General features: G+C 33.7%; 13 protein-coding genes. 3 read left to right on the top strand and 10 right to left on the bottom strand.

Features of this window, described 5'->3' with window-relative positions:
* Nucleotides 1-1,197 (top strand): Na+/H+ antiporter NhaA, encoded by a 1,197-nt coding sequence (nhaA, locus tag AC0NBN_RS03505; protein WP_143883745.1) that lies wholly within the window; start codon nt 1-3, stop codon nt 1,195-1,197.
* An 11-nt stretch (nt 1,198-1,208) separates the two neighbouring features.
* Complete coding sequence (locus tag AC0NBN_RS03500; RefSeq protein WP_474467055.1) at nt 1,209-2,129, top strand: VOC family protein; 921 nt, start codon at nt 1,209-1,211, stop codon at nt 2,127-2,129.
* A gap of 3 nt (nt 2,130-2,132) precedes the next feature.
* Here the strand turns inward: AC0NBN_RS03500 and AC0NBN_RS03495 are convergent, their stop codons facing one another.
* Complete coding sequence (locus AC0NBN_RS03495; protein ID WP_160811628.1) at nt 2,133-3,128, bottom strand: YihY/virulence factor BrkB family protein; 996 nt, start codon at nt 3,126-3,128, stop codon at nt 2,133-2,135.
* A gap of 31 nt (nt 3,129-3,159) precedes the next feature.
* On the opposite strand from AC0NBN_RS03495, the gene AC0NBN_RS03490 reads away from it, so the two are divergent.
* Nucleotides 3,160-3,633, top strand: coding sequence for a 23S rRNA (pseudouridine(1915)-N(3))-methyltransferase RlmH (locus tag AC0NBN_RS03490; RefSeq protein WP_143883743.1), 474 nt, complete (start codon nt 3,160-3,162; stop codon nt 3,631-3,633).
* Between the two features lie 38 nt (nt 3,634-3,671).
* Here AC0NBN_RS03490 and AC0NBN_RS03485 read toward each other — a convergent pair whose 3' ends face one another.
* The 9 genes from AC0NBN_RS03485 to AC0NBN_RS03445 all read right to left on the bottom strand — a co-directional run bounded on the left by AC0NBN_RS03485 (nt 3,672) and on the right by AC0NBN_RS03445 (nt 14,619).
* Entirely contained in the window at nt 3,672-5,150 is a 1,479-nt protein-coding gene (locus AC0NBN_RS03485) for a hypothetical protein (RefSeq protein WP_160811627.1), read from the bottom strand.
* A gap of 114 nt (nt 5,151-5,264) precedes the next feature.
* On the bottom strand, nt 5,265-5,714 hold the full coding sequence (locus AC0NBN_RS03480) for a tRNA (cytidine(34)-2'-O)-methyltransferase (protein WP_160811626.1): 450 nt from the start codon (nt 5,712-5,714) through the stop codon (nt 5,265-5,267).
* 35 nt (nt 5,715-5,749) lie between these two features.
* Complete coding sequence (locus tag AC0NBN_RS03475; protein ID WP_160811625.1) at nt 5,750-6,565, bottom strand: tetratricopeptide repeat protein; 816 nt, start codon at nt 6,563-6,565, stop codon at nt 5,750-5,752.
* Nucleotides 6,566-6,625: 60 nt separating this feature from the next.
* Nucleotides 6,626-7,195, bottom strand: coding sequence for a phosphatase PAP2 family protein (locus AC0NBN_RS03470; protein WP_160811668.1), 570 nt, complete (start codon nt 7,193-7,195; stop codon nt 6,626-6,628).
* 2 nt (nt 7,196-7,197) lie between these two features.
* A complete protein-coding gene (locus AC0NBN_RS03465; protein WP_143883740.1) occupies nt 7,198-7,536 on the bottom strand; it encodes a Sec-independent protein translocase subunit TatA/TatB in 339 nt (112 codons plus the stop codon).
* A gap of 61 nt (nt 7,537-7,597) precedes the next feature.
* Complete coding sequence (locus tag AC0NBN_RS03460; RefSeq protein ID WP_143883739.1) at nt 7,598-8,815, bottom strand: TCR/Tet family MFS transporter; 1,218 nt, start codon at nt 8,813-8,815, stop codon at nt 7,598-7,600.
* A 127-nt stretch (nt 8,816-8,942) separates the two neighbouring features.
* On the bottom strand, nt 8,943-11,837 hold the full coding sequence (gene secD / locus AC0NBN_RS03455; protein ID WP_160811624.1) for a protein translocase subunit SecD: 2,895 nt from the start codon (nt 11,835-11,837) through the stop codon (nt 8,943-8,945).
* Nucleotides 11,838-12,122: 285 nt separating this feature from the next.
* Entirely contained in the window at nt 12,123-13,481 is a 1,359-nt protein-coding gene (hemN, locus tag AC0NBN_RS03450) for an oxygen-independent coproporphyrinogen III oxidase (RefSeq protein ID WP_143883737.1), read from the bottom strand.
* A 103-nt stretch (nt 13,482-13,584) separates the two neighbouring features.
* On the bottom strand, nt 13,585-14,619 hold the full coding sequence (locus AC0NBN_RS03445; RefSeq protein WP_160811623.1) for a glycosyl hydrolase: 1,035 nt from the start codon (nt 14,617-14,619) through the stop codon (nt 13,585-13,587).
* Nucleotides 14,620-14,655 lie beyond the last annotated feature (36 nt).

The raw sequence follows: 14,655 nt of genomic DNA, 5'->3' as shown, positions 1-14,655 counted from the left end.
ATGAAGTTATCTGTATATTTCAAAAAATTTTTTCAAAGCAGCCAGTCATCAGGTATTTTGCTTATTTGCTGTGTAATATTGGCGCTCATCATTGCCAATACAGGTTTAGGTGAACATTTTCAGATATTTTTAGATACAAAAATCGGTATAGAAAGTCTTCATCTACAGTATCCGATAAGTATTTGGATTAATGATGGCTTAATGTCTGTATTTTTTCTCTTGGTAGGATTAGAAATCAAAAGAGAGTTGGTAGAAGGCGAATTATCTTCATTTAAAAATGCCTCTCTTCCAATCTTTGCCGCCATTGGCGGAATGCTGGTTCCCGCTGTTATATACAGTCTTTTCAATAATGGTACAGCTTACAGCAAAGGCTGGGGAATTCCCATGGCAACAGATATTGCATTTTCATTGGCAATTATTTCCATGTTGGGGAAAAGAGTTCCTTCGTCGCTGAAAATATTTCTTGCTGCGTTAGCAATTGTTGATGATCTTGGAGCCATTCTGGTTATTGCTATTTTCTATACTGATGAAATACAGTGGATGAATCTCTGGCTTTCGCTGGGAATTACAGCATTCTTATTTGCACTTAATTATTTAAAAATTAAAAGAATTATCTTTTACATTATTCCAGGAATCTTTTTGTGGTATTATCTGCATCATTCAGGGATTCACGCGACCATTGCAGGAGTTTTGCTGGCGTTTAGCATTCCTACGAATGTTTCCAACATAAAAATTTCTCCTTTAGAAAAACTGGAGCGTTCTCTGCACTTTCCGGTAAGTTTTATCATTATGCCTATTTTTGCGTTGACAAACACCAATATAGCATTCAAAAGCGGAATGACAGATGGTTTATTCAGCAGTTTGGGATTAGGAATAATCTGTGGACTCGTTTTAGGTAAACTAATTGGTATTAATCTTCTTTCTTTTATTGCGGTTAAATTAAAAATCAGTTCGCTCCCGCACAATAGTTCTTGGAGCCAGATGATGGGTGTAGGTCTTTTGGCAGGAATAGGATTTACGATGTCAATTTTTATTGCTCTACTTTCATTTAAACATCAGATTGACATTCAGGATGAAGCCAAATTTGCGATATTGATAGCCTCTTTTCTGGCAGCAGTTTTAGGGTATTTTATTCTGAGCAGATCAAAAAATATTGAAGAAGACGATGATGAAGAAATGGAATTGGCTCAAAATTAGTTTTTTCCAAAATGATATTAAGATTTGCCAGACACACCCGGGATCTTCCTTGTATTGAAATTTTTTATACCAAAATTATTGGTCTTAACAAACTAGGATCTTTTGAAAACCATAACGGATATAACGGTATATTTTTAGGACTCGAAAATACAGATTGGCATTTAGAGTTTACAGCATCGGAAGAGTCACCCAAAAGTGTTTTTGATCAAGACGATGCTTTGGTGTTTTATGTAAATTCGGACTTGGAATATCAAAATTTTATAGGAAAATTAAAAAGCAATCATATTCAGCAGGAAAAACCAAGAAATCCTTATTGGGAAAATAACGAAATATTATTTTCTGATCCTGATGGATACAAAATCATTATTTCTACTAAACAAATTGCTTTATTTTCTGATGATGAACTGACAAGCTTAATATTACAAAAAAACATCAGAACTTGGAGCGAAGCAGTTAACTTTATAAAACAGCTTCCCTACGGTAGAAATTCAAACAGATATGACTTATCATTAGTATTAAAAGAGAACAGAGGAACCTGCAGTTCAAAACATGCTTTTTTACGAAAAATTGCCAAGCTTAATCATATTGATAATGTTAAACTCATTTTAGGAATGTACAAAATGAATCATCTGAATACTCCTAAAATTGGAAATGTATTACAGGATCATCATCTGGATTTTATCCCGGAAGCACATTGCTATTTAATGATCAATAATGAAAGGTTTGATGTTACCACTCAAAATTCTGATATTAACAATCTCAAAAAGTACATCATTCAGGAAATCGAAATTGAACCTGAACAAGTAGACATTTTTAAAGTTGAATACCATCAGAGTTTTATAAAAGACTGGCTAAGCAATAATAAAATAGACAGAAGTTTTGATGAAATATGGGATATAAGGGAAAAATGTATCAGAAATTTACAGGAATAATTGCTATTTTTCTCTCCTGTGCTCTTCATCACTTTCAAGATTTGGCTCGGTAGTTTCGGCGTGATAACTTTTAGTCTTTCTTTTGATCTCATCCGAAAGAAGCTTCTCTATTCTTAATTTGCGAAGTGCCATATTCAGTTCATTTCCGAAGAGAAGAAGATAAACATTTACATTGATCCAGATCATCAGCAAAATCATACTTCCAATAGAACCATATAATACGTTGTATCGTGCCACATTTTTTACATAAAGAGTAAAGAGATAGGTTGTAAGAATAAACAAAACAGTTGTAAGGATCGCTCCCGGAATTGCCTGTCGGAATCTTGCAATTTTCACTGTTCCTAACCAGTAAAATAAAGTTAAGAGTAAAAAGAAAAATATAGGAAATGAAACGAAACCAATAAGCTTGGAAAGGTTTTTCACAAACCATGACAAATCATAAGCAGGTTTAAATTGTTTGAGAACAACTTCAGCATAATAGACTCCAAACAGACATAAAAAAACAACACTTACAAAGCCTATCGTAATAAAGAATGAAAGAATAAATTCTTTGACATCCGGTAATTTCTCCTTAGAATTTTCATTAAAGCCGTTGATGATGGAAAAAGTTCCGTTTGTCGCAAAAACCAAAGCAATAAGTATAGTCAAATTACTTATTCCCTTCATGTTAGGAATAATATTTTCCTGAATATATCCTCTAACATCTCCCTCAATATTAGACGGAAAAATATTACTCATCAAAACTTCAAAAATATAAAACTGAAGTTTATCATAATGCGGCATATAAGGCAAAACGGAAAGCAGAAACAGAAGAAACGGAAAGAGACTCAATGTAAAACTCCAGGAGATTGCAGCTGCCTTCTTCCCTATTTTTCCTTTAAAAACTCCTGCAAAATAAATCTGAAACAGCTGCCAAAGTGATATTCCGAGTACAGGAATATGCAAATCATCAAGAAACTCTTGAATTTTCAGGATAAATTTAGGAATTTTTATAGCCATAAAGTATATTTGTGTTTAGCAAATATAAGAAATGCGAATCAGTTTAGTTTGTATCGGTAAAACAGATGATAAAGAAATTACCTCTTTGATTAAATATTACCTTGCCCGGCTTCCAAAACACTGGAATTTTGAAATCACAGAAATTCCCGACATCAAAAATGCCAAGAATCTTTCTCCTGATCTCCTGAAAAAGGAAGAAGCTAAATTATTTTTCAACCATATTGATAAGAATGATTGGGTTACTATTTTAGACGAAAAAGGAAAACAGTTTACAAGCAGAGAATTTTCTCAGAAAATAGATACCTGGATGAATTCTTCGGTAAAAAAGATCCACATTCTTATTGGCGGTGCCTACGGATTTTCAGACGAAATTTACAGCAGAGCCAACGAAAAAATGTCATTATCTAAAATGACATTTACCCATCAGATGATTCGTCTATTTATTGTGGAACAGCTTTACCGTGCAGATCAGATTTTGCAGGGAAAACCTTATCACAACGATTGAGATATATTTTTTTTGAATATTTATATGTATTCAAAAAATTATAAAGAAAGATAAAATTGTTTTTCAAAAATTTTTATTTGTTCTTTGCTGTAATCGTGATCTCCTTTCATAACTTTAGGTTTTAGCCTTTTGATTGCTTCAACTGTATAATCGAAAAGCTCTTTATAATCATTTTTTTTTAATGTTTGTGCAGTATAAATTAAATAATTAGAATTTTCTTCTTTATCAATCCTCAGTTTTATAGCATCTTTAGCATTTAAAATTGCTTGTCTGTCATCAAGAAATTTTATGAAAAAATCCAAATGTTGCAAAAAATCCAGCTCCAAAATATATTTGTTTACAATCTCTAGATACATTGTACTATTTAGGGTTTTCAAAAACTTGATATTCGTTTGAGAAAGATTCGGTAATTCAACTTCATTATCTATATCACGTGTAGAAAATTCATTAATCTTAATTTTTTTAAATCCATTATATAGATAACTTGCAAGGTCATTTTTATTGAGAATTTTTTTTGTGTAATTTTCGAATACATAATTATCTAGTACTCCATCATTTATCCAAGCTTCTTTTATGTAAGGATAATATAGTTCGCAATAATGATCAACAAATACTTCGTTTTTAAAATCATAAGTACTCCTACTCAAAGCCGAAATTAAAAAACTCCTTCTGGGGTTACCAGAATTAAATATTTTTTCAACAAGTATCTTCGCATTTGGACTACAAAATTTTGCAACAGTTCTCAAATAGGTTTGGTATACAAAAAAATCTTCATCACCTGCAAATTTTTCAATAAACTGCTCTAGAAATGGAATAAATTTCTCATCAGGGAACTCCTGTATAGCAAAGAAAGATTTGTCGCCAAAACTTTTAATAAATTCTATATCTTCCTGTTTCTTAAATTTAGCTATATATCCGAGCAGATAAGGGAAATTTTTCTCTTTGACCAGTTTTTTAATTACATCATAATATTCTTTCTTCAAAGGAATAGCATATTGAATATTGGACAGTAAATTTTCATTTAATGGTTCAGAAGCAAAAATAAAATTTAATAATTCATCTTTTAGAGCACTTTCCCTAATCTCATATGTTTTGGGATCCATTATTAAACGCTCAAACAATTCTCCGTTAAAAATAATAGATCCAATTTCTGGATCAAAATTTCTAATAGAATGGCTTTCTGCTATTATATCTTTTCGTCCAATGGTTGCTTTAAAAAGTTGAACAACAGTTGCTGTATCATTATCTTCAAAGAATTTTTGAATAATTAACTTTCTGAAAGACAAAGGAATTTCTTGTTTATAGAAACTTACTAAATCCGATTCATTAGTTTTTGAAAGAATTGACTTTTCTACTTTATCTCTTAACAATACAAATTCATCAAAATTATCAATTGTTCTGAAATCACTTATCAAAGATAGAGAATCGTATTTTTTAATATCAAATTCGAGTTCTTTGTTTATTTGCGTAAATGCAAAAAAAGGACATAATAAAAATGCAAGAATAAAAATTTTCATCGTATTATTTTTTCAACTAAGCAATTTGAAAAGTTTTGTCTTCTCCTAATTTCCAAATCTAACAAATTTCCGATGCATTACTTACTATAAAAATCAAAAAGCTGTTTTAATTTATTACAACCCTATTTGCCTTTTCGCTTCTCCCACAACAAAAGCAACAGAATTGGCTATATTGAAGCTTCTGATGAGATTAGACATCGGAATCGTTAAATGATTATCAAAGCGGTCTAAAACATCTTTACTTAAACCCACACTTTCCTTTCCGAAAACAAGCCAGTCACCATCCTGAAAATCATTTTCAAGGTAAGATTTATCAGCATGAGAACTAAACAAAAACACTCTTGATAAGTCAGGAATTGCAGATATCCATTCATGTACATTTTTGTATTCCGTAACGTCCAGATGAACCCAGTAATCTAAACCTGATCTTTTTAAATTTTTATCGTCAATTAAGAATCCTAGCGGATGAATGAGATGCAGCCTGCTTTCGGTTCCCACACACAATCTTCCTATATTTCCGGTATTGTTTGGGATTTCAGGCTCGACCAGAACGATATTTAACATGAATATTTTGAATGATTAATATTAATTAAAACTGATTATTTTTTAGAACATTTGGCATTATATTCCTGTAAAAGCACTTTCTCATAACCTGCTGCGCCAGCTTTTTCCAGATTAGTACAAGCTTCTTTATCTTTTCCTGTTTCAAACAAAATAGCAGCTTTCGTTACGTATGACTGAGAAAATTTAGGATCTATAGTTATGGCTTTATTAATATCTGCGAGAGCTTCTTTTGTTTTTTTCATTTTCAGATAAATATCTGCTCTTCCGTTATATAAAAGAGATTCTGGCTTTTCGGAAAGAAGCTGATTATAATCTTTCAGTGCGCCATCCAGATCTCCGTTATTTTTTTTGAGGTTTGCCAAACCTGTTCTTGCAAAAATATTATCCGGAGCAAACGTAAGAATATGCTTCAAATCTTCCATTGCCAGATCTTTTTTACCTAAATTATTGTAAATTTTGGACCGGGTGAGATACAATTCAGCATTTTCAGGCTCAATTCTGATACCGGTATTAATATATTCTAGCGCTTTTGTTCTGTTGCCTTTCTGATTATGAAGTGATGCCAGATTTTCGTATACCGAAACAGATTTCGGATCAGATCTTAATGCAGATTCATAAGATTTAAAAGCCTGTGCTGTTTTTCCTAATCTGCGCTGAGATGTTCCAAGCAGATTGTAATATTCAGATTGATATCTTTGGATATGTTCGGTTAAAACAAGCTTTGAATACTGCTCTTCTGCACATTGATAGTCAGCTTTTTTAAAGCATTCTTCAGCTGTTTTTTTATCTTGTGCAGATACAAAATGAAGAGCTGATAAAGCTATAGAAAAAAATAGTAGTTGTTTTTTCATATTTAGGATTTTGCTGTTTACTGAAAGCTAAATTACTATTTTCTTTAATATGAAATCATATCAGTTTCCTGAAACTGCTTGTCTGCTCATTACTTTTTTCACCAAAAGAAAAAACATCAATCCGAATACAGTTCCTGCAACGGCACCTGCAAGAATATCCATCGGAAAATGTACTCCTAGATAAATACGGCTGTAAGCTACCACCATCGCCCAGATAAAAATGAAATAAGGGAACCATTTTAACTTATCTTTCAAAAGTAAGCCAAGATACGTTGCCAGAAAAAAAGTATTGGATGCATGAGCGGAATAAAAACCGTAAGGTCCGCCACATTTTACAATTCTCATGAAATTTTGAAGAGAAGGATCATTACAAGGTCTAAGTCTCGCAACACCGTATTTAAAAATTCCTGATACCTGATCTGAAACTGTTATTCCGATTGCTGCAAAAATCAAGATATATAAAAGCGATTTCAGCTTGAAATTTTTATATAAAAAATAAAAAAAGATAACGTAAAGCGGGATCCAGATCCACTTATCAGAAACAATAATCCAGAACTGATCAAATGGCGTATCGCCCAAATTATTTAGATAAAGGAAAAGCTCTTTGTCTTGCTGAATAATTTCCTCCATCATTATCTGCTTACAGGACCTTCGTATGCTTCGTCATCTGCCGGCTTTATTATAGGTTGTTGGGGAGCAGATTCAGAAGGTTTTTTCGAGATATTTTCTTCAATATTCTGCATGGGATTAAAATCTTTGGCAGCATCTTTTACTTTTTCTATCTCACGTTTTATTTCGGAAACAGGATTATCGGTTTCTTTCAAAATTTCGGTTTTTATATCTTCTACGGCTCCACGCATTTTTCTCACACCAGAACCCAAATCTCGGGCAATCTGCGGAAGTTTGTCGGGACCGAACAAAACTACTATTGCGATGGCAACGAGTGCCATTTCTCCAATGCTTAATTCCATAAGGCTAAATTACAAAAGATTATACATACAAATTATATTATGCGGCATTTTTAAACAAATTTTAAGACTTCTTTTTTTGAAAAGCATAGTACGTTATTACAACACTTACAGACATCATAATAAATGCCAGAAAAAAAGGAGCTCCCGGAAATTTTACGACAGCACTTTTTTCACTGTAATGATAAAAAAGATACGTCATCAAAGGTGGACCTATGCATGAAGTTACACTCATCAAACCTGTAAGTGCACCCTGAAGCTCTCCCTGTTCTGTTGCCGAAACATTCTTACTGATCACCGATTGTAAAGATGGTCCGCAAATCCCACCCAGACAATACGGAATTAAAATAGCAAACATCATCCATCCTTCTGTGGCAAAAGCAAAAAGCAACATTCCTAATGCATACAATGACAAACCTACATAGATGCTTTTATTTTCACCTAATTTCGGCGTTGTCCATCTGATCAGAACGCCCTGAACCAAAGCTATTAGAATACCAATTACTCCTAATGAAATTCCAACCATAAGTTCATCCCATCCGAAAACAGCCATGGTGTAATAATTCCAGTTGGTCTGTACTGCATGTCCAGCAATATATACGAGAAAAAGTGACACAATGAGCCCGGAAAGTTCAGGATGTTTCAAAATAAATTTAAATGAACCTACAGGATTTGCTCTTTTCCAGTCAAAATCACGTCTTTTATCTTTATCTAAACTTTCAGGAAGAATAAAATAACCATACAAAAAATTAAGCAAACATAAAACTGCTGCTGCATAAAAAGGTATTCTTGGACCAAAATATCCTAAGCCGCCGCCTAAAAGAGGTCCGATGATAAATCCCAGACCAAATGCAGCACCAATCATTCCGAAGTTTTTTGCACGGTCTTCATCTGTAGAAATATCTGCGATATATGCACTGGCTGTGGTAAAGCTTGCTCCTGTAATTCCGGCAATAATTCGTCCTAAAAAAAGAAGCATAATATTAGGAGCCAGGGCAAGAAATATATAATCTACGGCAAACCCGAAAAGTGAAATTAAAATTATTGGTCTTCTTCCATATTTATCACTTAGGTTACCAATAACCGGAGCGAAGATAAATTGCGCAAAAGCATATACAAAACCGAGCCATCCGCCATATTTTGCAGCTTCGTTTACACTTCCGTGAATAAGTTCTTCTATAAGTTTCGGGATTACAGGAATAATAATTCCTAATCCGATAATATCTATCAAAAGCGTTACAAAAATAAAACCTATTGCTGCTTTCTTTTTTGATTTTTCCATTGCGGATGCAAAATTAGTTAATATTTTGATTATTGTTTAAAACTTTACCGTTTTAAAAGTAAATAGAAATAGATCATAAAAAAAGAGCCTTTCAATTGAAAGACTCTTTTATTTAATGTAGTTTAAATTATTTTGAAGAAAGAACTTCTTTGCTGGTTGTTGTTCTGCCTTTTACTTCTTCTTCTTTGCCTGTTTTAAGGAAATCATAAGCAATTGCAGAAGCAATGAAGATAGACGAGTAAGCTCCGAAACCAATACCGATTAATAAAGCAAACATAAATCCTCTCAAATTGTCTCCTCCGAAGATGAAAATCGCAAGAATTACCAATAACACAGTAAGTGTTGTATTGAACGTTCTTCCTAAAGTGCTTGAGATAGAATCATCAAAAAGCCCTGCCAAGGTTGCAGATTTCTTTTCTCTCAGATATTCTCTAATTCTGTCGAAGATAATTACCGTATCGTTAATAGAATAACCCAATACCGTAAGAATTGCAGCTACGAAATCCTGATTGATCTCCATGTTGAAAGGCATGATTCTGTGAAGTAACGAATAAGCTCCTAATATAATAACTGCATCGTGGAATAAAGCCGCAACTGCACCCAAAGAAAACTGCCACTTTCTAAATCTGAACAAGATATAAATAAAGATACCTCCCAAAGCTGCAACAACTGCCAAAATACCATGATTCTGAATATCATCAGCAACGGTAGGTCCTACTTTTTCTGATGAAACAATTCCTGTATTTCCTTTATCTGCGCTCTTGAAATCTGACAAAGTAGTCGATGATGAGAAATCATCTTTTAATCCTTCAAATAATTTTTGCTCAACAGTCTGGTCTGCTCTCAAAGATTCATCATTGATCAGATAATCTGTTGAGATTTTCAGTTGATTGTCATTACCAAAAGTTTTCACTTCAACCGAAGAGTTTTTACCATCTTCAGTTTTGAAAAACGGAACCAATTTTTTTTCAATATCCTCCGCATTTACCGGCTTATCAAATCTTATGATATAATTTCTACCACCAGTAAAATCAATACCATATTTGAAACCGCTTGTAAAAATTGAAATTAAGCTAACTACGGTTAAAATAGCTGAAACCGCGTAAGCAATTTTTCTCTTTCCAATGAAGTCAATCCACGTATTTCTAAAAAGATTTTTAGTAGGAGCTGTCCAAACGGAAAGACCTTTTCCTTTTTCCAGTCTTGAGAAGATCATTACTCTTGATAACGCTACTGAGGTAAATAATGTCATTACAATACCAATCATCAACGTCAATGCAAAACCTTTAATAGGTCCCGTTCCGAAGAAAAATAATACTACTGCCGTTAATAAAGTTGTAAGGTGACCATCAATAATTGCATTTAAAGCATGCTTGAAACCGTCTTTATATGCCTCAAATATACTTTTCCCTGCGAAAAGTTCCTCTTTTGTTCTTTCGTAAATAATAACATTCGTATCTACTGCCATTGCCATAGTAAGTACTATACCCGCAATACCAGGAAGCGTCAATGTAAAGTCTCCGGAATCCATAATTCCGAAAATGTAGAATAAGTTGATGATCATTGCAACTACCGCATAAATACCCGCTCCTCCATAATAGAAAATAATATAAACAATGATGATAAGGAATGCAATAGCAAATGAAACCACACCGGCATCAATAGACTCCTGACCTAAAGAAGGACCAACCTGTGTTGCCTGAACTACTTTTGCTCCTGCAGGAAGTTTACCTGCTCCTAAAACATCTACTAATTCTTTCGCCTCATCCTGAGAAAAATTCCCTGAAATCTGAGTTCTTCCGTTAGGAATTGCACCGACAACATTAGGTGCAGTATACACTCTGTTGTCCAAAGTTACAGCAACCGGTTTTCCTACGTTTTTCTCTGTAAGCGTTTTCCAGTCTTTTGCACCTTTAGAATCCATCTGCATATCTACAACCACTCTGCCCAATTCATCATAGCTGATGTTAGCCGTCTCTACTGCTCCGTCTACAGGTGCTTTTTGATTGATATTTCCTCTGATAGCATATAAAACAAGACTGTTTTCGTCTGTAGCTTCAGGCTTATACCCCCACATAAACTGAGTGTATTTAATGTTTGCCGGTCTCAAAGACTGTGCTACTTTGCTGTTAAGGATTTTATTTACAGTTGCAGTGTCAGATAATTTCACACTTGCAACACCATTGGTTTTTAGTTTGTCCAACTGCAAAAGATTCATGAAGTTTACATTTTTTGCAACTCCCATAGAATCTCCTTTTGCGGCAATTGTTGTGGTAATAGTCTGGAAATAAGGTGCCACTTCCGGGATCTGCTGTATTTCCCAAAACTGAAGTTTTGCGGAAGTCTGAAGCATTTTTTTCACCTTATCAATATCTTTCATTCCCGGCATTTCTACAGAAATTCTCGCTGTTCCGGGAACTCTCTGTACATTGGGCTGTATAGCTCCTAATTTATCAATTCTGGTTCTGATTACCTCAAAAGCAGTACCTACAGAAAGATCAATTCTTTTTTTAACGATGCTTTTAACCTGGTCATCCGTTGTATTGAATTTGATTTCAGAAAGATTGGTATTTCCGAAAATCTCAGGATCCGCAAGTTTAAGGTTAGCTCCTTTAGCTTTATTTACTGCATCAAACTCAACGAAGAAGTTATCTATATATGATTTTGAAGAGTTTTTCTGTACTTCATCTGTTCTGTTTAGAGCTTCAATAAGAACAGGATTAGCAGAATAATTAGTTAAATCACTTACCAAATCTCTCTGATTGATCTCCAAAAGTACATTGATACCTCCTTTCAGGTCAAGACCAAGTTTCATTTCTTTGTCTTTCGCTTTAGAGTAATAAAGATCTGTAAAACCCAGATGAAGAGTATCTTCTTTTAATCGTTTGATCTCTTTCTCGTTCCCGTTCGCAGCTTCAATCTGCGATTCAATTTTGCTTGCGTACCAGGTTGGCAATAGCTCATTTAAGCATATTAGCCCTAATACAATAGCAACAATTGTAATAAGTCCTTTTCCTTGCATTTTGTTATAACTACGTTAAATTAAGTCGGCAAATATAATGATTTTATTGATATTTTATGAATTTTTCACGGCAGAAATCGTTTATTTTCAGATATATTCAGGCATATTTTTGATAAAATGTGAAAGTATTTTTGATGTTTAAATGAAACTTAATGTAAATTTCATATAAATTGTCAGTTTTCAAAACTGTATTTAAGAGAATACCTAAGCACGTAAAATAAAAAATTGCTCAGAGATTATCCAAGCAATTAATTTGTATATGTTTCTTAATCAATTTTAAATTCATTAAATAGTCATTGAAAAAATTCTTGTTTCCGGTTTATTTCTCATCATTCTGAGATCAAAAACCATTGCAACATTTCTGGTAAAAGCTCTGCCTTTTTCTGTTATTTTTATCTGATTCCCGTTGATTTCCACCAATTCATCCCGCTGCATTTCATCCAGCATAGCAAAAGCATTCTGAAGTTCGGGAATTGCATTAATGTCTTGAAATGTTGTTTCCAGCTGACACATCAGATTTAAAATATTTCTTCTGATCAGCAAATCTTCATCATTAAGTATATGACCTTTCACTACAGGAATTTCTCCCTCTTCAACCATCTTCTGATACTCTTCCACTGTTTTTACGTTTTGTGCAAAAGCATACCATGAATCTGAAATAGATGACATACCCAATCCTACCATAAGCTGAGTTTTACTTGACGTATAGCCCATGAAATTTCTGTGTAATTTCTTTTGAATTAAAGACTGGTAAAGATCATCGTGTTCAAGAGAAAAATGATCCATCCCGACTTCAATATATCCCAATTCCTGCAAAAGCTTTTTACCATCTTCGTATAAACGGCGTTTTTCTTCTCCGCTTGGAAGGTCATTTTCATCAAAACCACGCTGTCCCACCCCTTTTACCCACGGAACATGAGCGTAAGAGTAAAATGCAAGACGATCTGGCTTCAGTTCTAAAGTTTTTCGAATGGTATATTCCATTGCATCCCAATGCTGGTGCGGAAGTCCGAAAACCAAATCGTGGCTCACTCCCGTGTATCCAATTTCTCTTGCCAATTCTGTAACTTCTTTTACTTTCTCGAAAGGCTGAATCCTGTTAATGGCTTTCTGTACTTTCAGATCATAATCCTGAACGCCGAAACTTGCTCTTCGGAAACCAAGATCATACAAAGTCTGCAGATGTTCTCTTGTGGTGTTATTCGGATGCCCTTCAAAAGAAAATTCTGGCTTGTCTGAAATTTCAACAGTTTCAAAAATTCCTTCCAGCAAAGTTTTTAAGTTTTGAGGTGAAAAAAAAGTGGGAGTTCCACCTCCTAAATGAAGCTCTTTTAATTTTGGCTTTTCACTAAACAACTGCAGGTAAAGCGTCCATTCTTTCAAAACACTTTCCAGATAAGGAATTTCCACGCTGTGCTGTTTTGTAATTCTTTTGTGGCAAGCGCAGAAAGTACACAGTGCTTCACAAAAAGGAAGATGGATATAAATTGAAATTCCTTCTTCCGAATTACTTTCATTAAAAGATTTTATCACACTTGATTTCCATTCTTCGCGGGAAAAAGTAAACTCGTCCCAATAAGGAACAGTAGGATAAGAAGTGTATCGAGGACCGGGAATATTATATTTATCAACTAATGAACTCATGCAGAATTAAAATAAATGATTAATATGAATTAAAAAAATTCATCCTGCAAAATTAACCAATACTTCTGAAATAAAGACTATCAATCCGTATGAGTTTGAGCATCTAGAATATAAGCTTCATTATAGAAATTTTATTTTTTCCTGCAAAAGCTACTGTGTTTTGATCAATCCAACGGCAGACGTAAAAACCTTTTTCATCAGAAATTTCCTGCCATGTTTTTCCATAATCCGATGAATAACTGATATGCTGATCTCCGACAGAAATGATGTCTTTACCTTTTGATCCGGGTTTTATTTTCACACAAGTAGTGTAACCTGCATTATTTCCTGATGCTTGAATCTTCCAGCTTTTACCGCCATTTTGCGTAGTGGCAATATTATTAACATTTGCCTCCTGTTTTGTATAATCGCCTCCTACAGCAATTCCGAAGTTTGCATCGGCAAAATCTATGGAATAGATACCTTGAGATTCTGAATCCTGAATAAATCCAGTTTCAAAGATTTCCGCATATTGAGATCTCAAATTAAATTTAAAAATTCTTGCTGAACCACCTCCTGTTCCCAGCCATAAATATTCTTTGTAAGATGCCAAATTGGTATTACTGGCTGCAAAAGCAGCTTCACCTTCATTCATCATTAATTTTCCATTCCGGGATATGAAACCGGAAGGTTTATAACTATTCTTTTTAGGAAAAATTTCCAGCAATCTCAATTTTAAACTTTTATCGGTATCACTAAATGAAAAAGCCAAGTCATCACTTACAAAATGTAAAGCATCATAAAAAGCTGTTTTCGTTGTATCTGTATAAATGATTTCCGAAGTAAGTGTTTTCTTATTGATCTTGAAAAAATAAGCAGGACTTTCAATATTGACAGCATAAAATGATGTTATATCCTGAGCCAGAGTTCTAAATTGAAGTTTCTTTTCAGAAAGTCTGATCTGTTTTTGGTTCTGCGGCTTTTTTAAGTCAACATACCCAAATTTAGAATCTGTTCCGCTATACCAAATTTTGTTATCGTATAGTTCAATGGCTCTGATGCTTATCTTGTCATTGAATATAGTTTTAAAACTTTCAATTTTCTGAGAAAACAAAAAGAGATTTAAAGTCAGACAAAAAAGAATTATTATTTTTTTCATATCTGTAAAAATAAAAAATCCGCAGAAATAACTGCG

The sequence above is a fragment of the Chryseobacterium sp. L12 genome (assembly GCF_056133985.1).
The sequence above is the reverse complement of the archived record's forward strand: the minus strand, read 5'-3'. Positions and strand labels throughout refer to the sequence as shown.